We start from the raw sequence: 20514 nt of genomic DNA on the forward strand, positions 1-20514 counted from the left end.
GCGGCCCTCCGCCTCGAAGCCAGGGCCACGAAATGTCAGCGTACCCCGCTTGGCCGTAGCACAGCAGGGCGCCCGTCAGCGGTCGGTCCCGCCCCCCGGGCGCGGAGCGGCCCCAGGTCCCGAGGCGGGGCGGCCCTTACTCCCCGACGCAAAGCGACCCCTCATTCCCGACGCAAAGCGTCGACGTGGTTGCCCAGCGGAGCCGACGCCCGCTCCAGGTCCTCCGCGGCCCGGGTGATCCGCCGCGAGCTGTCCGACACCTGCCGGGCCAGCCCGCGGACCTCCGCGTAGACCCGCGCCGCGAGCACGGCGAGAACGGCGATTCCGCAGAAGGCGAGGGCGAGGGCGAGCATCGGCCAGAGCATGCGGCAGAGCCTAGACGGTGGAGTGCAGCCGGAGCGTACGCACCCCGCCACCGGTGAGCAGCTCCACGATCCGCTCCCCCGCCGGTTTGCGCACCACGCTGCCGCAGTCGGGGCAGGTGAAGGAGTAGAAGGTGGTGCGGTCGCTGGCGCCGATCGCCAGCCGCAGCGCGCCCGCGGCCAGCTCGAACCGGCCTCGGCACTCCGGACAGGCGGCCTTGAAGACCACCGATGCGGCACTCCCCCGTGCGGTCACTGTGTGCGTCCCTTCACTCACCGTACGCCGCGAGCGCCTGTCGCGCCGCGTCCCGAGCACTGTCCGCGAGCCCCTGTGGCGAGACGATCCTGCCGTCTCTGCCCAGCCGCAGCGCGAGGCGCCGCAGCGAGCCGGGGTCGGGCGCGCGCAGCGTGATCCGGAGGCCGCCGTCGGGCAGCTCATCCGCGCTGTCGTGCGGGTAGTACTCGGCGACCCAGCGCCCGCCGGGGCCGACCTCGACGACCACCTCGGGGTCCTCGGCTCCGGTCTGCACCAGCGCGGTGGACAGCTCGGAGAGGTCGCGCAGCTCGATCGGCGGCGGATCGGACGCCTCGTCCAGCAGCTTGATCTCGACGACCCGGTCGAGCCGGAAGGTCCGCCGCGCCTCGGAGAGGCGGCACCACGCCTCTATGTAGGTGCGGCCCACGGTGAAGAGCCGGATCGGGTCGACCTCGCGCTCGGTGATCTCGTCGCGCGCGGGTGAGTAGTAGCGCAGCCACAGCCTGCGGCGCTCGGAGATGGCGCGGTCGACCTCGGCGAAGACACCGCCCTCAGACTCGAAGATCACCGAGAGCCGGGAGCTGGCGCCCGCCGCCTCACCCGCCGCGGCCTCCAGCTTCGCGGTGGCCCGCAGCAGCGCCTCCCGGTCGCCCTCGCGCAGCCCGGGGAGGGTGGCGACGGCACGGGCGGCGACCAGCAGCGCGGTGGCCTCGTCGGCCGCCAGCCGCAGCGGTTCGGCTGTGCTGGTGCCGGAGGCGTTCGGGTTGTGCCACCAGATCCGCTCCCCGTCGGTGTCGATGTCCAGCAGATCGCCACCGCGGAAGCTGGTGCCGCACAGCGGCAGCACATCGAGATCGGCGATCAGCTCGTCCTCGGTGATGCCGAAGGCCCGGGCGACATCGGTGACGCGGGCGCCGGGGCGCTCGCGCAGATATGTCACCAGGGAGAGCATCCGCCGGGTCTGGTCAATGGCGTTTCCGGCCATGATGAAGTCGGTCCGTCCCCTCAGCCCTTGGCGACCGCGCGCAGCCGGTCCACGACATCCGCCCGCAGCTCGTCGGGCGCCAGTACGACCACATCCGGGCCGAACTCCACGAGCCAGGCGTCCAGCCCGTGCCCGTAGGGAATCTCCAGCTCGTCCCAGCCCTCACCGGCCGCCCGGGCGGACAGCGCCTTCGCCCGCAGCGGATAGCCGTGGCCCGAGCGCAGCCTGATCCGGGCGGTGCCGGTGGCGGTCTCGCCCGCCCAGGTCTCCACGGTCCCCCGGACGGTGACGTGGTCGGGCACCTCGGCGGTGAACGCGTCGGACCGCAGCCGGACCCGGCCAGTGATCCGGGAGAGCCGGAAGACCCGCTCGGCGGCGCGCTCCCGGTCCCATCCGGCGAGATACCAGTGGCCGCGCCAGGACTCCAGGGTCCAGGGCTCGACCTGCCGCTGCTCGGGGCGTGCGGCGTTCGCCTTGCGGTAGTCGAACAGGACGGGGCGGCGGTCGCGGCAGGCGAGCATCAGCGGCTCGAAGGCGCTCTCATGGACCGGGATACGCGGCTCCAGCGCGCTGTGCCCGGGCGTGTCGTATGGATCGTCGGCGAGCGGCATCCCGGCGGCGCGCAGCTTCTGGAGCGCGCCGCTCGCGGCGCCCGCGAGCCGGGCCTGCTGCCAGACCTTGGCGGCCAGGCCGAGAGCGGCGGCCTCCTCGGCGTCGAGGGTGATCGGCGGGAGGCGGTTGCTGTCCCGGCGGGCGAGATAGCCGATCTCGCCGTCGATGCCCTCCACCGTTTCGATGATCAGGCCGAGTTCGCGCAGGTCGTCCTTGTCGCGTTCGAACATACGGTTGAACGCTTCGTCGTTGGCCGTATCGGTCTGGAGATACGCCTCTATGGAGCCCCGCAACTCCCGTTTGGTCAGCGGACGCCGCGTTCCCAGCAGGCACAGGGCCAGGTTCATCAGCCGCTCGGCCTTGGCAATCGCCATCGACGCCCTTTCTTCGTGACCTTACGCACGTGACCGTACCGCTACCGGGACGCGCGGCAAAAGCCGAGGGCCGCCGCCTGTCGGCAAAAGCCGAGGGCCCCTGCCCACCGGCAGGAGCCCTCGGCGCGACGCGCGCGGTCCCGGACGGGACCAGCTGTCTCAGACGGAGATCAGGTCGCAGACGAAGATCAGCGTTTCGCCCGGCTTGATCCGGCCGCCACCGGCGCCCCGGTCGCCGTAGCCGAGGTGCGGCGGGACGATGAGCTGCCGGCGGCCGCCGACCTTCATCCCCTGGAGGCCCTGGTCCCAGCCGGAGATGACCTGGCCCACCCCGAGCTGGATCCGCAGCGGGGTGCCGCGGTTGTAGCTCGCGTCGAACTCCTCACCTGTGCTGAAGGAGACGCCCACATAGTGCACGGCGATGTTGTCGCCGGCCTTGGCCTCGGGCCCGTCGCCCTCCCAGATTTCCTTGATCTCCAGCGCGGCCGGCGGCTCGCCGCCCGGGAAGTCGACCTCGGGCTTCTCGATGCTCACGAAATTGCTCCTTGTGACGTTGTGGGCAACCCGCACAGGTTACAGAACCGCCAGGATGTCCACGGAGAACACCAGCGTGGAGTTGGCCGGGATCCCCTTCTGGGCGGCCTTGCCGTAGCCCAGGTCCGGGGGCACGACGATCAGCACCCGGCTGCCCACCTTCTTGCCGGTCAGCCCCTGCGACCAGCCCTTGACCACCTGCTGGAGCGAGAACTGGGCGAGCTCGCCGCGCTTGTAGGTGGAGTCGAACTCCTTGCCGCCGTCCCACAGCACGCCCTTGTACTGGACGAGCAGGGCGTCGGTCTTCTTGACCTCCTTGCCGTCACCCTCGATGACGTACTCGGAGACCAGCTTCTTGGGCGCGGACTTCTTGGGGACGGTGATGGAGGGCGCCTTGCCGTCGGTGTTGGTGGACACCTTGGGCAGGTCTGCGTCGGACTGCTCCACCTTGCGGCCCTTGGCCGAGCTCTTGGCGTCGAAGGCGCCCACCAGGTCGATCACGAAGACCAGCGTGTCGGTGCCCTTGATACCGGCCTGCGGCTGGCCCTGCTTGCCGTACGCGTACGCGGGCGGGACGGCCAGCTCCAGCCGGCTGCCGAGGTTGCGGCCCAGCAGTCCCTGGTCCCAGCCCGGGAGGACCTGGCCCTTGCCGATCGGGAAGGCCGCGGTCTTCTTCTTGTCGAAGGTGTTGTCGATGACCTTCCCGGTGTCCCAGATCTGCGCCAGGTAGTTGATCTGGACCCAGTCGCCCTTGGCCGTCTTCCTGCCATCGCCCTGGCTGATCGTCTTGACCGCGAGATCCTGTGACGGCTTCCCCGTGCCCTTGGCGATCTTCGGCTTCTCGCCGAACTTCTTACCCGCGGTAATGGCCGGCACCGGTCCGGAGACGATCTTGCCGGTGGGGGCCGGTGAGGGACTCTGGTTCGTCGGCTCCTGGGACGGCTTGGTCTTGTCGGACCCTGATTCTTCGTCACCGCAGCCCGCGAGGGTCAGCAGGCCCGCGGGCACGGCAAGGAGTACGGAGCGTCGACGCACGGAGTCCTCGTTAGGTAGATCTTGCGATGGCCAATGCGGGCCACTCTACGACGTGACTCGGGCCCCGTCCGGAGAACGCACGGGGCCCGAGGGGAAGGTAAGCCGTACGCCGGTCACATACCGGCGATGAGCTTCTCCACCCGGTCGTCTACCGAACGGAACGGGTCCTTGCACAGCACGGTGCGCTGTGCCTGGTCATTGAGCTTCAGATGCACCCAGTCGACGGTGAAATCGCGGCGCTGCTCCTGGGCCCGGCGGATGAAGTCGCCGCGCAGCCGGGCACGGGTGGTCTGCGGTGGTACCGACTTGCCCTCGAAGATCTTCAAGTCGTTGCAGACCCGGGCCGCCTGGCCGCGCTTCTCCAGCAGGTAGTAGAGCCCGCGGCGGCGGTGGATGTCGTGGTAGGCGAGGTCTATCTGGGCGATGCGCGGATGCGACATCGTGATGTTGTTCTTGGCCCGGTACCGCTCGATGAGCTTGTACTTCATCACCCAGTCGATTTCGGTGCCGATCCGGTCGAGCTCCTCGGTGCGGATCGCGTCCAGGGTGCGGCCCCACAGCTCGAGGACGCGCTCGACCATGCCGGTGCGGATGCCCCGGCGCTCGCAGAAGTCGACGGCCTTCTCGTAGTACTCCTGCTGCACCTCCAGGGCGGACGCCTCGCGCCCGCTGGCGAGCCGCACCTTGCGCTGCCCGGTGATGTCATGGCTGACCTCGCGGATGGCCCGGATGGGGTTCTCCAAGGTCAGGTCGCGCATCACCGTGCCCGCCTCGATCATGCGGAGCACCAGGTCGGTGGCGCCGACCTTGAGCAGCATGGTGGTCTCGGACATGTTGGAGTCGCCCACGATGACATGCAGCCGGCGGTAGCGCTCGGCGTCGGCGTGCGGTTCGTCGCGGGTGTTGATGATCGGCCGGGAGCGGGTCGTCGCGGAGCTGACGCCCTCCCAGATGTGCTCGGCGCGCTGGCTGACGCAGTAGACGGCACCGCGCGGGGTCTGGAGGACCTTGCCCGCGCCGCACAGCAGCTGCCGCGTCACCAGGAACGGAATGAGGATGTCGGCGAGCCGGGAGAACTCGCCGTGCCGTGCCACCAGATAGTTCTCGTGGCAGCCGTAGGAGTTGCCCGCGGAGTCGGTGTTGTTCTTGAAGAGATAGACGTCGCCCGCGATTCCCTCCTCGTGCAGGCGGCGTTCCGCGTCCACGAGCAGACCCTCGAGAATGCGCTCGCCTGCTTTGTCGTGGGTGACCAGCTCTGTCACGTTGTCGCACTCGGGGGTTGCGTATTCCGGGTGCGAGCCCACATCGAGATAGAGGCGGGCACCGTTGCGCAGGAAGACATTGCTGCTGCGGCCCCAGGAGACGACACGGCGGAAGAGGTACCGCGCCACTTCGTCAGGAGACAACCGGCGCTGTCCCCTGAATGTGCACGTGACGCCGTACTCGTTCTCCAGCCCGAAAATGCGGCGGTCCATGCCTGAACATTACGCCTGATGGCGTGCTCTGAAACCGGGTTCGGCGGCATGGTTGCGATCATTTTCCGCGCCGGGTTCACCCGGTGTTCGGTACGCGGTCGGCTGGACGACGGGGCGCGGCCCGTCCAGGAGGAACCGCTGGGCGGCCAGCAGCACCGCCAGCGCGGCCACTCCACCGGCCGCGGGCACCGCGAATCCGGGGGCCACACCGCCGAGCTGGACGGCGGGCCCCGCCACGGCGGTCCCGGCCGCGTTGCCCACCACGAAGGTGGTCACCAGCCAGGAGAACGCCTCGGTGACCGTGCCGGAGGGCGCGTGTCGGTCCACCACGACGAAGGCGCAGGCCAGCGCCGGGGCCAGGAACACGCCCGCCACCCCGGCCAGGACGGTCATCGTGACGACGCCCGGCACCAGCATGAGCGGCAGATAGCCCAGTGCCAGCGCGGCCACGAGCAGCCGCAGCCGCCGTTCGGGTGCCCCGGGCCAGGCGCGCCCGCCGTAGACGATGCCGCCGGCCAGCGCGCCCACGCCGAGGGCGGAGAGCAGCGCGCTGGAGACCGCGCCGCCGCCGTGCTCGTCGGCGTAGGCCACCGCGGCCACCGCGATCGCGCCGAGAGCGAGCCCGATGAAGAAGAACGAGCCGAGCAGCACCAGCAGCCCGGGTGAGCGCAGCGCGCCCAGCCAGTGCGCCTCGCGCGGTGCGGAGCGCCACTGCCGCGAGGGCCGCGACACCACGACGGACAGCGCGCCGGCGACCCCGATGACGTTGATGACCAGCAGCGCGGCCGCCTCGGACCACAGGGCCACGGCGAGGGTGACCAGCAGCGGGCCTACGGCGAACATCACCTCCTGGGCCACGGCGTCCAGCGCGTACGCCGCGTGCACCTGGTCCTCGCGCCGCAGCACCGAGGGCCACAGCGCCCGCAGCCCGCCCTCCAGCGGCGGGGTGAACAGGCCGGCGATCAGCATCGCCGCGTACGCCACGGGCAGCGGATCCAGCCCGACGACGGCGAACAGCACCATCCCGAGCGCGGACGCCACGGCGGCGGGCAGCATCACCCGGGGCTGGCCGAGGCGGTCCACGGCCCGGCCCAGCAGCGGCTGGCCCACCGCGTTGGCCGCGCCGTAGACGGCCGACAGTCCCCCGGCGAGGGCGTAGCTGCCGCCCTCGGCACGGGCGAAGAGCAGCACGGCGAGGGCGGCGGTGGCGTTCGGAAGCCGTCCCAGCAGTGTGCCGATGAGCAGCCGTGCCGCGTGCGGGGTGCGCAGCAGTTCCCCGTAGCCAGCCGCCATTGCCTGCCCCTTCCTGCGGGTCCCGGTGAGTTCCGGTGAGTTCCGCCGGGTTGTCGCGAGCGTGTCGCGGGTCGTGGGTGACGTTGTACGTATAACGTCCAGCGTCATACGTACCATGGCCGCCACCGCGGGTCCACTCGCGGGCCGAAATGAGCAGCCGGCGGCGAGACGCCGGGCGGCGGAGGGAGCGGAGGCGATGGTGACGAACGCGGACCGCACCCACGCGGCGGACGAGGCCGCCGGAACCACCGGGAAAGGTTCCCGGGGAACCGGCCGAACGGGTGAGCCCGCGCGGCGCGGGGGCCTGGACGGCGGAAGTCCCGGCAGCGGCGGAAGCCGAGGCGGCGAGGGGACGGGCAGCGAGAGCCTGGGCGGCGGCCGGACCTCGGGCAGCGGCGGAAGCCCAGACAACGAGAACCCGGGCGACGGCGGAAGCCCAAATAGCGACGGAGGCCCAGGCAGCGGGAGCCCGGGCAGCGGCGGGTGCCTGGGCGGCGGGAACCCGGGCAGCGGCCGGACCCCGAGCAGCGACAGAAGCCCAGACAACGAGAACCCGGGCAGCGGCCGGACCCCGAGCAGCGACAGAAGCCCAGACAACGAGAACCCGGGCAGCGGCCGGACCCCGAGCAGCGACAGAAGCCCACGCAGCGGCGGGGCGGCCGCTGGACGGCCCGTCGGGGGGCGGGCGACGAGCCGGGACGTGGCGCGCGTGGCGGGCGTGTCCCAGGCGACCGTGTCCCTGGTGCTCGGCGAGAAGTGGCCCGGACGAGTCTCCGAGCGCACCGCGGAGACCGTGCGCGCCGCCGCCCGCGACCTCGGCTACCGCCCCAACCTGGCGGCCCGCAGCCTCCGCCTGGGCCGCACCAGAACCGTGCTCCTGGTGGTGCCCGCCCTGACGACCGAGTTCTTCGCCCGCGTCTACACCGGCGCCGAGCGGGTCGCCGCCGACCACGGCTTCGGCGTGGTGCTCTACCCGTCCCCCGAGGGCGTGGGCCCGGCCCGGGACCCGTTCGACTCGGCGCGCGCCTCGCTGGACGGGGTGATCGCCTCCTCCATGGCCGCCGACGCGCTGGCCGCGGTACGCGGCGGCGGGCTGCCGCTGGTGATGCTCGACAGCGACCCGGACGACGCGGCCGCGGCGGCCACGGTCAACCTCGATATCGCGGACGGGGTGCGGCAGGCGGCGGGGCATCTGCTGACGCTCGGACACCGCCGGGTGGCGCATCTCGCGGCCGCGGTGGACTCCTGGACCTTCCGGGTCCGCGCCCGGGCGCTGGCGGAGGCGATGGGCGAGGTCCCGGACGCCGCGCTGAGCACCGAACCGGCGGGGCTGAGCGTCGAGGAGGGCCGCCGGGCCGCCGAACGCGTCCTGGCCCGCCCCGGGCCCCGGCCGACCGCGCTCGTCTGCGACGACGACATCCTGGCCGCGGGCGCCTGCAAGGCGGCCCGGCGGCTGGGCCTGCGGATCCCGGACGACGTCTCGGTGACCGGTTTCGACGATCTGGCCCTGGCCACGGCGGTGGAACCGGAGCTGACCACGGTCCGGCTCCCCGCGGAGGCGGTGGGCGCGGCCGGTATGCGGGCCCTGATGACACTCCTGGAGGGCGAGACCCCCCAGGACACCGTGCTACCCGTCGACCTGATCCCCCGCAGCTCCACGGCCCCTCCCCCGCGGCCCTGACCGACCTCGGGGCCACCGCCACGGTCGCCGCCGGAACAAGCAGCGGCCCACGACCCACTTCGGACGTGACGCGCCCCGGAGCGCCCCGACCACCGACGCACCGGCCACACCGCCACCACCCGGGCACTCCCCACCGGACCGGGCACGCGCCGCCGACTCTCAGGGCCGCCGCCACGGTCAGCACAGCACACGGCCGCTTCAGGCGTAATCACACGCCGGAGCGCCGACCACCGACCACACCGCCCCTCGCGGACCCTCCGCCGGGCCCGGTATACGCCACGAGTCTCATTAACACGGGCGCAAACCGGCCCACACCCACGTCAGGCGTAACCACACGCGGGGACGCACCCGCCCAGCGGCGACCCACCGGCCACGCCACCCCGAGGGCATTCCCTGCCGAGCCGGGCGCCGCAAAGTCTCAGGGTCGCCGCCACGGTTAACGCAGGGACGAACCAGTAGCCGCTTCAGGCGTAACCGCGCCCCAGGGCGTGCCCGCCGAACTGCGACGCACCAACCACGCCCCCGGGGGCACCCCTGCCGGGCCGAGCCCTGGGCCTCGCTGGCGCGCACCGGGCGTCAGCGGGCCGCGTGCCTCGCGGCCGCATAGCGCCACCGCCGTCCCGGGTGGGCCCGGGGCGGCGGTGGTGGAGAGACGAAACGGTGGCGGGGTGGGTCAGTCCTCGGAGTCCGACGTGGGCTCCTCCGCCTCGGATGCCTCGGACGACGCCTCCGGCGCCGCCGAGTCCGACCCGCCCTCTCCCGGCTCCATGAGCTGGGAGAGCTGGCGGCCCAGGACGCGCTTGAACTTGCGCTTCTGGGGGCGGGTGCGGTCCAGGACCGCGACCTCGAGCTGCTCGGCGGTGAGGCTGCGCTCCCCGCCGTTGTTGTCGCGGGAGAGCGAGTCGACGGCCAGCTTGAGAGCCTCGGCGAGGGTCATGCCGTCCCGGTGGCGCTGGTCGAGATAGCTGCTGATCTGGTCGGCATTGCCACCGACGGCGACCGAGCCGTGCTCGTCCACGATGGAGCCGTCGTGCGGAAGGCGGTAGATCTGGTCGTCCTCGGGGCCCTCCCCGACCTCGGCGACGATCAGCTCGACCTCGTACGGCTTCTCGGCGGCGCTGGAGAAGATCGTGCCCAGGGTCTGGGCGTAGACATTCGCCAGCCCGCGCGCGGTGACGTCCTCGCGGTCGTAGGTATAGCCACGCAGATCGGCGTAACGGACACCGCCGATGCGCAGATTCTCGAATTCGTTGTACTTACCGACCGCCGCGAAGGCGATCCGGTCATAGATCTCGCTGACCTTGTGCAGCGCGCGGGACGGGTTCTCCGCAACGAAGACGATGCCGTCGGTGTACTGGAGCACGACCACGCTGCGGCCGCGCGCGATGCCCTTACGGGCGTATTCGGCGCGGTCTGCCATGGCCTGCTGAGGAGAAACGTAGAACGGCGTCGTCACCGGCTGTCCGTCCCTTCTGTCATTGGCGAATGCATTCCGGTTGGACCGTCCTCTCAGAGCAGGGCGGCGCGGGGGCCGTCGGGCTCTTCGAGACGCCGTTCGTGGATGGCACGGGCGAGCTCGGACACCTCGTCCTCGCTGAACCTCTTGAAACCGTCCTCGGTGATGGAGGTGATGATCGGATAAATACGGCGGGCGAGATCCGGCCCTCCGGTCGCCGAATCGTCGTCGGCCGCGTCATAGAGCGCCTGAAGCACGGCGGTGGCGGCCTGCTCCTCGCTCAGGTCCTCGCGATAGAGCTTCTTGAGCGCGCCCCGGGCGAACATCGAGCCCGAGCCGGTGGCGGCGAAGCCGCGCTCTTCCGAACGCCCCCCGGTCACGTCGTAGGAGAAGATGCGGCCCTTCTCCCGGTCGACGTCCCACCCCGCGAAGAGCGGGACCACGGCAAGCCCCTGCATCGCCATGCCGAGGTTGCCGCGGATCATGGTCGACAGCCTGTTCGCCTTGCCCTCGAGCGAGAGCACGGTGCCCTCGACCTTCTCGAAGTGCTCCAACTCGAGCTGGAAGAGCTTGACCATCTCCACGGCGATACCGGCGGTCCCCGCGATCCCGACGGCCGAGTACTCGTCGGCGGGGAAGACCTTCTCGATGTCACGCTGCGCGATGACATTGCCCATGGTGGCGCGGCGGTCACCGGCGAGCACCACACCGCCGGCGAAGGTCAGCGACACGATGGTGGTGCCGTGGGGGGCCTCGATGGCGCCCTGCACCGCGGGCAGCGGACGGTTCCCCGGAAGCAGCTCGGGCGAGTGGTCACCCAGGAAGTCCATGAACGACGAGGAGCCGGGCGTCAGGAAGGCAGCTGGCAGACGCCCTGTGCTACGAGTGTTGGCTTCCACACGTTTCCTTCCACCAGATCTTGAAATTCTGCACGGACCATACCCCTGGCCATGCAAGTCATCCGTCCTGCGTCCCTTCCACGGGGACGCAGGACGGAGAAGACGCGCCTTACTGTCCGCCCTTCTGGACGAAAGACCTCACGAAGTCCTCCGCGTTCTCCTCGAGCACGTCGTCGATCTCGTCCAGGACGGAGTCCACATCGTCCGAGAGCTTCTCCTGCCGCTCCTTGAGGTCCTCCGCGGCCTGTGCGTCCTGCGTCTGCTCCTCGACCTCCTCGGTCGAGCGCGACGCCTTCTGCTGACCGCCGCCAGTGTCCTTGGTCGCCATATCCCTCACCCCGCTCGGTTCGCCCGCTGATTCGATCGGTCTCAAGATCAGACCCTACAAGCCGGGTCCGACATCGGCCTCCCACTCGCTACAACGCACGGAGGCCACCTCGATGATTCCCGGCCCAAGGGCATTTCAGCCTCCGGACAGCACCCGGACCAGGTCCTCGGCCGTGCGGCAGCGGTCCAGCAGCTCCTTCACGTGGTTCCGGGTGCCGCGCAGCGGCTCCAGCGTGGGGACCCGTTGCAGAGAGTCACGACCTGGCAGGTCGAAGATCACCGAGTCCCAGGAGGCCGCGGCCACATCGTCCGCGTACTGCTCGAGGCAGCGGCCGCGGAAGTAGGCGCGGGTGTCCTCCGGGGGCTTGTTCTGGGCGCGTGCGATGTCCTGGTCGTCCAGCAGCCGCTTCATCTTGCCGCGGGCCACCAGACGGTTGTACAGGCCCTTGTCGGGGCGTACGTCGGCGTACTGGAGGTCCACCAGATGGAGCCGGGCCGCGTCCCAGTCCAGGGCGTCCCGCCGGCGGTAGCCCTCCAGCAGCTCGCGCTTGGCGATCCAGTCCAGCTCGCCGGACAGGCTCATGGGGTCGCGCTCCAGCCGGTTCAGCACGTCCTCCCAGCGGGTCAGGACGTCCCGGGTCTGCTCGTCGGCGTCCGCGCCGTAGCGGTCCTCGACGTATTTGCGGGCGAGCTCGAAGTACTCCATCTGGAGCTGCACCGCGGTGAGCGTACGGCCGCTGCGCAGCGTGACGAGACGGCGCAGCGTCGGGTCGTGCGAGACCTGGTGCAGGGTGCGCACCGGCTGGTCCACGGCGAGGTCCACGGCGATGAAGCCGTCCTCGATCATCGACAGGACCAGGGCGGTGGTGCCCAGCTTGAGGTAGGTCGAGAGCTCGGAGAGGTTGGCGTCCCCGATGATCACGTGGAGCCGGCGGTACTTCTCGGCGTCGGCGTGCGGCTCGTCGCGGGTGTTGATGATCGGGCGCTTGAGCGTGGTCTCCAGGCCGACCTCGACCTCGAAGTAGTCGGCCCGCTGGCTGATCTGGAAGCCGTGCTCATGGCCGTCCTGGCCGACACCGACGCGGCCGGCGCCCGTGACGACCTGGCGGGAGACGAAGAAGGGCGTCAGGTGGCGCACGATGTCCGAGAAGGCGGTCTCCCGCTTCATCAGGTAGTTCTCATGCGTGCCGTAGGAGGCGCCCTTGTTGTCGGTGTTGTTCTTGTACAGGTGGATGGGCTGGCCGCCGGGCAGCTCGGCGGCGCGCAGCGCGGCCTCGGCCATGATGCGCTCGCCCGCCTTGTCCCAGAGCACCGCGTCCCGGGGGTTGGTGACCTCGGGGGCGGAGTACTCGGGGTGGGCGTGGTCCACATAGAGCCGTGCGCCATTGGTGAGGATCACATTGGCCAGGCCGATGTCCTCGTCGGTGAGCTGGCTGGCGTCCGCGGACTCGCGCGCGAGGTCGAAACCGCGGGCGTCCCGCAGCGGGTTCTCCTCCTCGAAGTCCCAGCGGGCGCGGCGCGCCCGGTGCATCGCCGCCGCGTAGGCGTTGACGACCTGGGATGAGGTGAGCATGGCATTGGCGTTCGGGTGCCCCGGGACAGAGATCCCGTACTCCGTCTCGATTCCCATCACGCGCCGTACGGTCATGCGGCCCTCCTTGCCCGGCGCCGCCCCCGGCTGGGGTCGGCGCTCAAGTACCGCTGCGCTCCCGGTCCATTTGCGGCCCCCGATCCCCCGTGCCGCGAAACTGCGGTACCGAAGAGCCTAGAACGGCCACGCGGTGCTGCGGAGATCATTACAGTCATTGCTCCGGTCGGGCTCGTAGGACTCATACGAAGAATGCGGTCCGAAAAGCGCATCCGGCTGCGGATGCCCCGTCCAGGACATCCGCAGCCGGACCGCGGTGTTACAGGTACTGACCGGTGTTCGCCACCGTGTCGATGGAGCGTCCCGTGTCCGCGCCCTGCTTTCCGGTGACCAGGGTGCGGATGTAGACGATCCGCTCGCCCTTCTTACCGGAGATCCGGGCCCAGTCGTCCGGGTTGGTGGTGTTGGGCAGGTCCTCGTTCTCCTTGAACTCGTCCACGCAGGCGGCGAGCAGATGGGAGACGCGAAGGCCCTTCTGGTTGTGGTCCAGGAAGTCCTTGATCGCCATCTTCTTGGCGCGGTCCACAATGTTCTGGATCATGGCGCCGGAGTTGAAGTCCTTGAAGTAGAGGACTTCCTTGTCGCCATTGGCGTAGGTGACCTCCAGGAAGCGGTTCTCCTCGGATTCGGTGTACATCTGCTCGACCACCGACTGGATCATCCCGCCGATCGCGGCCTTGGGCGACTCGCCGTGCTCGGCGAGGTCGTCGCCATGGATCGGCAGGGACTCGGTCAGGTACTTCGAGAAGATGTCCTTGGCGGCCTCGGCGTCCGGACGCTCGATCTTGATCTTCACATCGAGGCGGCCGGGGCGCAGGATCGCCGGGTCGATCATGTCCTCACGGTTGGAGGCGCCGATGACGATCACATTCTCCAGGCCCTCCACACCGTCGATCTCGGAGAGCAGCTGGGGGACGATGGTGTTCTCCACGTCCGAGCTGACCCCGGAGCCACGGGTGCGGAAGAGGGAGTCCATCTCGTCGAAGAAGACGATGACGGGCGTGCCCTCGCTGGCCTTCTCCCGAGCCCGCTGGAAGACCAGCCGGATGTGCCGCTCCGTCTCACCGACGTACTTGTTGAGCAGCTCGGGGCCCTTGATGTTGAGGAAGAAGCTCTTCCCCGCGGGCTTGCCGGTCACCTCGGCGACCTTCTTGGCAAGGGAGTTGGCCACGGCCTTGGCGATCAGCGTCTTGCCGCAGCCGGGAGGGCCGTACAGCAGCACACCCTTGGGCGGCCGCAGTTCGTGCTCCTTGAAGAGGTCGGGGTAGAGGTAGGGCAGCTCGACCGCGTCGCGGATCAGCTCGATCTGGTTTCCCAGACCGCCGATCTTGTTGTAGTCGATGTCCGGTACCTCTTCGAGGACGAGCTCCTCGACCTCGCTCTTCGGCACGACCTCGTAGACATAGCCGGACCGGGACTCGAGCAGCAGGGCGTCACCGGGGCGAATGGTGGTGCGCAGCAGCGGCTCCGCCAGCCGCACCACCCGCTCTTCATCGGTGTGCCCGATCACCAGGGCGCGCTCGCCGTCCTCAAGGACCTCCTTGAGGGTGACGATGTCCCCGGCGCGCTCGAACTCCATGGCCTCGACCACATTGAGCGCCTCGTTGAGCATGACCTCCTGGCCACGCCTGAGGTCGTCGAGCTCGACACTTGGGCTGACATTCACCCGGAGTTTACGGCCCCCGGTGAAGATGTCGGCCGTACCGTCCTCGTTCGCCTGTAGAAAGGCTCCGAAGCCGGCCGGCGGCTGCGCGAGCCGGTCGACCTCCTCCTTGAGGGCCACGATCTGGTCGCGGGCCTCACGGAGTGTGTTCGCGAGCCGCTCGTTCTGTGCGGAGACGCCTGCCAGATTGGTCTGTAGCTCGACGATCCGCTCTTCGAGAATCCTCGTGTGACGCGGAGAGTCGGCGAGCTTGCGGCGCAGGACGGCGATTTCCTGCTCGAGATAGGCAACCTGGCCGGCAGGGTCGTCAGACCCCCGCCCCGGCCGGATGCCGCGGTTGATGTCGTCGTCGTGGGCTGCCACGGTCCTCACCTCCTCCAAGGGGAGCTGGACGCTTCCTGACCCTACCTGGGCCGGTGCGGGTTGAAACCCCTAGATCACAAACCCGGTCGGCGTGTGTCCGATCTTCACCCTTGCGCACTCCCTCACGCCAGGTGAATACCCACCCAACAACATCGGAAAGCGAGCGGTTGTATCGTCGACACGGTCAACACCCGTCAGGGTTGGCGATATTTAGACAATGTTGAATGGCGTATCGAAGGAACGGCAGGGGACATACTGTGCGGAACGAGGAGCTCGGTGATCTTGAGGTCTGGATTGACCAGGATCTGTGCACCGGCGATGGCATCTGCGCCCAGTACGCTCCCGAGGTCTTCGAACTCGACATCGACGGTCTAGCCTACGTCAAGAGCGCCGACGATGAGCTGCTTCAGGAGAAGGGTGCCACCACTCCGGTCCCCCTGGCCCTGCTGACCGAGGTCCGGGATTCCGCGAAGGAGTGCCCCGGCGACTGCATCCATGTACGCCGTGTCACGGACCGGATCGAGGTCTACGGGCCCGACGCGGAGTGACACACACGGTGTGACACAGGGCGAGTGACCGCTCACACACTCCCCGGAACCGGCAGCGCCTTCAAAACGAACTTGCCGTCCCGCCACCGCCAGTTGACCTTGCGCGCCAGGTCCGGACAGCACCGCGGAACCTTGGCCGAGGAGTATCCCAGCAAGGTGGCCGAAACCAGCTTTCCGCGCACCGCGAAATCGCGGATGCTCATCCCTTCCTTCGGGTCCACGAACGTGGCCACCACCCGGGGCGCCGCGCCCGCCCCGGCCGGCTGGGAGAGCGCATACACACCGCTGGGCGGGGTCCCGAACGCCGTCCGGCAGCGCACCACGGCCACGGTCTCCGGCCGACCGTCCCCGTCCAGGTCCGCCGAGCCGCGGTCGATGACATCGGGCCTGGCCCGTCCGCAGTCCATCGGGTAGTCCGCGGCGCGGGGATCGGGGGCCTCGGCGGCCGGAAGCGACCCGGTGCGCGGTGCGGAGACGCCGGTGGACGTGGTGGCCTTGGCGTCGGAGGGCTGGAAGAACGACCCCCCGGCGATGACGGCGGCCACGGCGGCCGCGGTCGCGACCCAGTGCACCGGACGAGGGTGGGTGTGCTCGAGATCCGGGCCCAGAGGCTGCACGCGGGACGACTCCATGTGAGGGCTTGCGGCGGGGGTGTCCCGCATCGTGCCACATCTCACAGGGGCGCGGCCACCGCCCCCGCACGGGGAATTCGGTGGCCGCGCCGCGCTGTTGCGGGCCGGTGTCCGTCAGATGGACACCGGACGGACGTCAGGAGTCGCCGGACGGGGTCTCCTGGCCACCGGACGGGGTCTCCCGCCCATGGGAAGCGGTGTCCCGGCCATCGGAACCGGATGCGGTGTCCCGGCCGCCGGAAGCGCGCCGGCCGCCTTCGGAGGCGTCCGCGGCGCCGGTGTCCTTCGCGGTGCCCCAGCCCACGTAGTCCTCGCCGTAGGCGCCCTTGGCGGGCCTGCGGCGGCGCATCGGGGGCTCCACACCGTCCGCGAGGCGGCGCGCGGTGAGCAGGAAGCCGGTGTGGCCGATCATGCGGTGGTCGGGCCGCACCGCCAGGCCCTCGACGTGCCAGGTGCGCACCATGGTTTCCCAGGCCGACGGCTCGTTGAAGGTGCCGTGCTCGCGGATGGCCTCCACGGTGCGGGCGAGCTGGGTGGTGGTGGCGACGTACGCGCACAGGATGCCGCCGGGGACGAGCGCCTTGGACACCGGCTCCAGGCACTCCCAGGGGGCGAGCATGTCCAGGATCACGCGGTCCACATCGGTGTCGCTGAGGTTGTCCTGAAGGTCGCCGACGGTGAGCCGCCAGGCGGGGTGCGGAGCGCCGAAGTAACGCTCGACGTTCTGGGCGGCGATCTCGGCGAAGTCGGCCCGGCGCTCGTAGGAGTGCAGCATGCCCTGGTCGCCGATGGCCCGCAGCAGGAACATCGAGAGCGAGCCGGAACCGACGCCCGCCTCGACGACACGTGCGCCGGGGTAGATGTCGGCCATCGCCAGGATCTGCCCCGCGTCCTTGGGGTAGACCACGGCGGCACCGCGTGGCATGGACAGGACATAGTCGGGGAGCAGGGGGCGCAGCGCGAGATACGCGACGTTTCCCGTGGTGCGCACGACGGTTCCCTCGGGGGCACCGATCAGCTCGTCATGGGGGAAGGATCCCTTGTGGGTGTGGAAGTTCTTCCCGGCCTCGAGCGTGAAGGTGTAGTGGCGTCCCTTGGGGTCGGTGAGCTGGACCTGGTCCCCGACCTGGAAGGGCCCGCGACGGCGGGCGGCACCGGTCGGTTCGGACATGTGAACAGCCTACCGGGCGCTTTCCCCTGCCCGGACCACACCGGGGCCCTCAGGAGCGGCCCGAGGGGGTCCTGGCCATGGCCGCCACGAAGGCGCGCTCGACATCGGCCGTGGAGAGCACCCCGTAGATCTCACCGGTCTCCTCGATCACCAGGTACTCGGTGGCGGGGGTGGCCCGCAGGGTGTCCAGCAACTCCTCGCCGGTGAGCTCGGCGGAGACCCGCATACCGTCCTTGAGGTCCTGGGCCAGACCGCTGACCGCGACCCAGGGGCGGCGGTGCTCGGGGACGCCCACGATGGCGGCCTCGCGCACCACGGCGGTCGGGGCGCCCTGGCCGTCCACCACGACCAGGGCGCGGGCCCCGGCCTCGTTCGCCCGGCGCAGCGCCTCGGAGAGCGGGGTGTCGGCCGCCACGGGCACCGCGCGCCGGGTGAGCGTACGGGCGCGCAGGTCCGGCAGCCGCTCCCGCAGCCGGGCCATCCGCAGGCTGTTGCCCGCGCCGGTCCAGATGATCGCGGCGAGTATGGCGGCCAGCAGCGCGTCGGTGAGCGAGTCGACGCTGCCGAAGCTCTTGGGCTCCTCGCCAAGCCCGCCCGCCTGGGTGAGCAGCGGCAGCCCGACGAGCACCGCGACGGCGAGCGCGCGGCCGCACCAGGCGGCGGCGACGGTGCCGGTCATGGGCTTGCCGCTGACCTTCCAGACGATGGCCCGCAGCATCCGCCCGCCGTCCAGCGGCAGCCCGGGCAGCAGGTTGAACGCGGCCACGATCAGGTTGGAGATCATCAGCCCGGCGAGCAGCACCCCGGGCACCGTGCCGGGCTCCACGACCAGCATGCCCAGGTAGAACACGCCCGCCAGGACCAGGGAGAGCAGCGGGCCGACGAAGGCGAGCACGAACTCCCGGCCGGGGGTCTCGGTCTCCTTCTCGATCTCCGAGACCCCGCCGAAGAACTGGAGCTGGATCCGGCGCACCGGCAGCTTGAAGCGGAGCGCGGCCACGGTGTGGGCGAGTTCGTGCACCAGCACCGAGGCGTAGAAGGCCACCGCGAAGAAGAGCGAGACCAGATAGCGGGCGGCGCCGAGCTCGGGCAGCACCCGGTCGAGCTGACCGCCGAAGACCCAGGTGATGAGGGCGGCGACCAGGAACCAGCTCGGCGAGACGTACACGGGCACGCCGAAGGGACGGCCCATGAGAAAGCCGCCGCCCACCTCGCGTGGGCGCGGCTGCTTGCCGTCCTCGGGCTCGGTCGCGCGGTCCGATTCCCCGTTGTCGGACTGCCGCTGCCCGCTGTTGTCCACGGTGTCCCCTCGTCGGATGCTCCGTCGCACCCCTCTTTTGATACGGTCCCCACGATCATGCAGTGCGAGGGGCTCGAACGTCGATGGTATGCGTCCGGCTGTCAGTGGCGGGTCGTAGGGTCTTGGCCATGGGAACCACCACGGGAACCACCACCGGGAAGGCCGAACCCTCCGACGGGCCACCGAAATCCGTTCCAGCCGCCTCGTTGTCACCCTCGCGGGCGGCCGATTTCATGCGGTGCCCGCTGCTGTACCGCTTCCGAGTGATCGACAAATTGCCGGAGAAGCCCAGCGCGGCGGCCACCCGCGGCACGGTGGTCCACGCGGTGCTGGAGCGGCTCTTCGACGCCCCGGCCGCCGAGCGCACCGCGCCGCGGGCGCGGGCGATGGTGCCGGGCGAGTGGGAGCGGCTGCTCGCGGCCAAGCCGGAGCTGGCGGAGCTGTTCCAGGAGGAGGACGGCGCCCCGGCGCCGGACCGGCTGGCCGAGTGGCTGACGGGGGCCCAGACGCTGGTGGAGCAGTGGTTCTCGCTGGAGGATCCGACCCGTCTGGAGCCCGCGGAGCGGGAGCTGTTCGTGGAGACGGAGCTCGAGTCCGGGCTGAGGCTCCGTGGCATCATCGACCGGATCGACATCGCTCCGACAGGTGATGTACGGATCGTGGACTACAAGACCGGCAAGGCCCCCGCGCCGCAGTACGCGGGCGAGGCCCTGTTCCAGATGAAGTTCTACGCCCTGGTGGTGTGGCGGCTGCGCGGGGTGATCCCGCGGCGGCTCCAGCTGGTCTATCTGGGCAGCGGGGATGTGCTGACGTACGACCCGGAGGAGCGGGATCTGCGGGCCGTGGAGCGCAAGGTGCTGGCCCTGTGGGAGGCGATCCGGCTGGCCACGGAGACCGGCGCCTTCGTACCGCGTCAGACCAGGCTCTGCGGCTGGTGCGACCACCAGGCACACTGTCCGGAATTCGGGGGTACGCCGCCGATGTATCCGCTGGCTGTGATCCCTTCACAGACTTGAGGCTGCCGCGTAGCGCCCCCTGAGGGTGGTGGTGGGTGGCGGGCGGGCACAATGGGCGCGGGCTAGCGAATGAAGGAGATCCCGTGGCGATCCGCGTCCTATTGGTCGATGACCAACCGCTGCTGCGCACCGGCTTCCGGATGATCCTGGAGGCGGAGCAGGATCTGGCGGTCGTCGGCGAGGCCGGGGACGGTCTCCAGGCCCTCGACCAGGTGCGGGCGCTCCAGCCCGATGTGGTCCTGATGGACATCCGGATGCCGCGGATGGACGGCGTGGAGGCCACCCGCCAGATCACCGGCCCGGGCCGGGACGGCCCGGCCAAGGTGCTGGTGCTGACCACCTTCGACCTGGACGAGTACGTGGTGGAGGCGCTGCGCGCCGGGGCCAGCGGCTTTCTGCTGAAGGACGCGCCCGCCACCGAGCTGGTGCAGGCCATCCGCGTGGTGGCGGCGGGCGAGGCGATGCTGGCGCCCAGCATCACCCGCAGGCTGCTCGACAAGTACGCCGGGCATCTGCCGTCGGGCGAGGAGCCGGTGCCGGACACTCTGCACACGCTGACCGAGCGCGAGGTCGAGGTGCTGAAGCTGGTGGCCCGGGGGCTGTCCAACGCGGAGATCGCCGCGGATCTGTTCGTCAGCGAGACCACGGTCAAAACACATGTGGGCCATGTGCTCACCAAGCTGGGGCTGCGCGACCGGGTGCAGGCCGCCGTCTACGCCTACGAGAGCGGGCTGGTCCGCCCCGGCGCGCAGTAGCGGCACCGGGACGTACGGCCGTACGCCAGGAGGCCCGGGCTCGCGCTGGGCACGCTGCGCGCCTGCTCCTCGGTGAGGCCGTACACCGAGCGCCGGATGCCGCCGCGCTGCGCCTCCAGGTACGCGAGC

Annotated in this window: 20 protein-coding genes; 4 read left to right on the forward strand and 16 right to left on the reverse strand. The window is 70.3% G+C overall.

Going from position 1 to position 20514, the window contains the following annotated elements:
* Window positions 1–161 precede the first annotated feature (161 nt).
* From AB0E24_RS36235 to AB0E24_RS36270, 8 genes are all read right to left on the reverse strand, one after another.
* Complete coding sequence (locus tag AB0E24_RS36235) at window positions 162–365, reverse strand: hypothetical protein (RefSeq protein WP_069869045.1); 204 nt, start codon at window positions 363–365, stop codon at window positions 162–164.
* A gap of 10 nt (window positions 366–375) precedes the next feature.
* Window positions 376–618, reverse strand: a complete 243-nt coding sequence (locus AB0E24_RS36240; RefSeq protein ID WP_087684183.1) for a hypothetical protein — start codon at window positions 616–618, stop codon at window positions 376–378.
* 13 nt (window positions 619–631) lie between these two features.
* Window positions 632–1603, reverse strand: a complete 972-nt coding sequence (locus AB0E24_RS36245; protein ID WP_069869043.1) for a helix-turn-helix transcriptional regulator — start codon at window positions 1601–1603, stop codon at window positions 632–634.
* Window positions 1604–1623: 20 nt separating this feature from the next.
* Window positions 1624–2589 (reverse strand): helix-turn-helix transcriptional regulator, encoded by a 966-nt coding sequence (locus AB0E24_RS36250; RefSeq protein ID WP_167500881.1) that lies wholly within the window; start codon window positions 2587–2589, stop codon window positions 1624–1626.
* A gap of 159 nt (window positions 2590–2748) precedes the next feature.
* A complete protein-coding gene (locus AB0E24_RS36255; protein WP_069869041.1) occupies window positions 2749–3123 on the reverse strand; it encodes an FKBP-type peptidyl-prolyl cis-trans isomerase in 375 nt (124 codons plus the stop codon).
* A gap of 39 nt (window positions 3124–3162) precedes the next feature.
* Entirely contained in the window at window positions 3163–4158 is a 996-nt protein-coding gene (locus tag AB0E24_RS36260; RefSeq protein ID WP_079257015.1) for an FKBP-type peptidyl-prolyl cis-trans isomerase, read from the reverse strand.
* Window positions 4159–4271: 113 nt separating this feature from the next.
* Window positions 4272–5633: a Pup--protein ligase gene (gene pafA, locus AB0E24_RS36265; RefSeq protein ID WP_014059506.1), complete on the reverse strand. Its 1362-nt coding sequence runs from the start codon at window positions 5631–5633 to the stop codon at window positions 4272–4274.
* Between the two features lie 9 nt (window positions 5634–5642).
* Entirely contained in the window at window positions 5643–6926 is a 1284-nt protein-coding gene (locus tag AB0E24_RS36270) for an MFS transporter (RefSeq protein ID WP_232637256.1), read from the reverse strand.
* A 700-nt stretch (window positions 6927–7626) separates the two neighbouring features.
* On the opposite strand from AB0E24_RS36270, the gene AB0E24_RS36275 reads away from it, so the two are divergent.
* Complete coding sequence (locus AB0E24_RS36275; protein WP_359383636.1) at window positions 7627–8607, forward strand: LacI family DNA-binding transcriptional regulator; 981 nt, start codon at window positions 7627–7629, stop codon at window positions 8605–8607.
* A gap of 673 nt (window positions 8608–9280) precedes the next feature.
* Here the strand turns inward: AB0E24_RS36275 and prcA are convergent.
* From prcA to arc, 5 genes are all read right to left on the reverse strand, one after another.
* Window positions 9281–10063: a proteasome subunit alpha gene (prcA, locus tag AB0E24_RS36280; RefSeq protein ID WP_079257018.1), complete on the reverse strand. Its 783-nt coding sequence runs from the start codon at window positions 10061–10063 to the stop codon at window positions 9281–9283.
* A gap of 53 nt (window positions 10064–10116) precedes the next feature.
* Window positions 10117–10962 (reverse strand): proteasome subunit beta, encoded by an 846-nt coding sequence (prcB, locus tag AB0E24_RS36285; RefSeq protein WP_069869036.1) that lies wholly within the window; start codon window positions 10960–10962, stop codon window positions 10117–10119.
* Window positions 10963–11071: 109 nt separating this feature from the next.
* The gene (locus AB0E24_RS36290; RefSeq protein WP_069869121.1) at window positions 11072–11290 is read right to left on the reverse strand and encodes a ubiquitin-like protein Pup; all 219 of its coding nucleotides are present in this window, start codon (window positions 11288–11290) and stop codon (window positions 11072–11074) included.
* A 135-nt stretch (window positions 11291–11425) separates the two neighbouring features.
* Window positions 11426–12937, reverse strand: a complete 1512-nt coding sequence (gene dop, locus AB0E24_RS36295; RefSeq protein ID WP_069869035.1) for a depupylase/deamidase Dop — start codon at window positions 12935–12937, stop codon at window positions 11426–11428.
* Between the two features lie 259 nt (window positions 12938–13196).
* Entirely contained in the window at window positions 13197–14963 is a 1767-nt protein-coding gene (gene arc / locus AB0E24_RS36300; RefSeq protein WP_069869120.1) for a proteasome ATPase, read from the reverse strand.
* 224 nt (window positions 14964–15187) lie between these two features.
* Between arc and AB0E24_RS36305 the strand changes: the two genes are divergently transcribed.
* On the forward strand, window positions 15188–15511 hold the full coding sequence (locus tag AB0E24_RS36305) for a ferredoxin (protein ID WP_069869034.1): 324 nt from the start codon (window positions 15188–15190) through the stop codon (window positions 15509–15511).
* Between the two features lie 32 nt (window positions 15512–15543).
* Here AB0E24_RS36305 and AB0E24_RS36310 read toward each other — a convergent pair whose 3' ends face one another.
* The 3 genes from AB0E24_RS36310 to AB0E24_RS36320 form a co-directional block, all read right to left on the reverse strand.
* Window positions 15544–16128: a hypothetical protein gene (locus AB0E24_RS36310; protein ID WP_069869033.1), complete on the reverse strand. Its 585-nt coding sequence runs from the start codon at window positions 16126–16128 to the stop codon at window positions 15544–15546.
* A gap of 151 nt (window positions 16129–16279) precedes the next feature.
* Complete coding sequence (locus AB0E24_RS36315) at window positions 16280–17314, reverse strand: tRNA (adenine-N1)-methyltransferase (RefSeq protein WP_237287572.1); 1035 nt, start codon at window positions 17312–17314, stop codon at window positions 16280–16282.
* Window positions 17315–17363: 49 nt separating this feature from the next.
* Entirely contained in the window at window positions 17364–18614 is a 1251-nt protein-coding gene (locus tag AB0E24_RS36320; RefSeq protein WP_069869032.1) for a site-2 protease family protein, read from the reverse strand.
* Between the two features lie 128 nt (window positions 18615–18742).
* Here AB0E24_RS36320 and AB0E24_RS36325 point away from each other — a divergent pair, with 128 nt between their 5' ends.
* Window positions 18743–19630, forward strand: a complete 888-nt coding sequence (locus AB0E24_RS36325; protein WP_435865361.1) for a RecB family exonuclease — start codon at window positions 18743–18745, stop codon at window positions 19628–19630.
* Between the two features lie 83 nt (window positions 19631–19713).
* Window positions 19714–20385 carry a response regulator gene (locus AB0E24_RS36330; protein ID WP_009719179.1) on the forward strand — a complete coding sequence of 224 codons (672 nt, stop codon included), beginning with the start codon at window positions 19714–19716 and terminating at the stop codon, window positions 20383–20385.
* Window positions 20386–20514 lie beyond the last annotated feature (129 nt).

Source organism: Streptomyces malaysiensis subsp. malaysiensis (assembly GCF_040653035.1).
Classification (GTDB): Bacteria; Actinomycetota; Actinomycetes; order Streptomycetales; family Streptomycetaceae; genus Streptomyces; species Streptomyces malaysiensis.

Coding starts and splice junctions, on each gene's coding strand:
- AB0E24_RS36270 (WP_232637256.1), bottom strand. CDS start 6,926: ATGGCGGCTGGCTACGGGGAACTGCTGCGCACCCCGCACGCGGCACGG.
- dop (WP_069869035.1), bottom strand. CDS start 12,937: ATGACCGTACGGCGCGTGATGGGAATCGAGACGGAGTACGGGATCTCT.
- AB0E24_RS36290 (WP_069869121.1), bottom strand. CDS start 11,290: ATGGCGACCAAGGACACTGGCGGCGGTCAGCAGAAGGCGTCGCGCTCG.
- pafA (WP_014059506.1), bottom strand. CDS start 5,633: ATGGACCGCCGCATTTTCGGGCTGGAGAACGAGTACGGCGTCACGTGC.
- AB0E24_RS36245 (WP_069869043.1), bottom strand. CDS start 1,603: ATGGCCGGAAACGCCATTGACCAGACCCGGCGGATGCTCTCCCTGGTG.
- AB0E24_RS36325 (WP_435865361.1), top strand. CDS start 18,743: ATGGGAACCACCACGGGAACCACCACCGGGAAGGCCGAACCCTCCGAC.
- AB0E24_RS36315 (WP_237287572.1), bottom strand. CDS start 17,314: ATGTCCGAACCGACCGGTGCCGCCCGCCGTCGCGGGCCCTTCCAGGTC.
- AB0E24_RS36235 (WP_069869045.1), bottom strand. CDS start 365: ATGCTCTGGCCGATGCTCGCCCTCGCCCTCGCCTTCTGCGGAATCGCC.
- AB0E24_RS36305 (WP_069869034.1), top strand. CDS start 15,188: ATGGCGTATCGAAGGAACGGCAGGGGACATACTGTGCGGAACGAGGAG.
- AB0E24_RS36250 (WP_167500881.1), bottom strand. CDS start 2,589: ATGGCGATTGCCAAGGCCGAGCGGCTGATGAACCTGGCCCTGTGCCTG.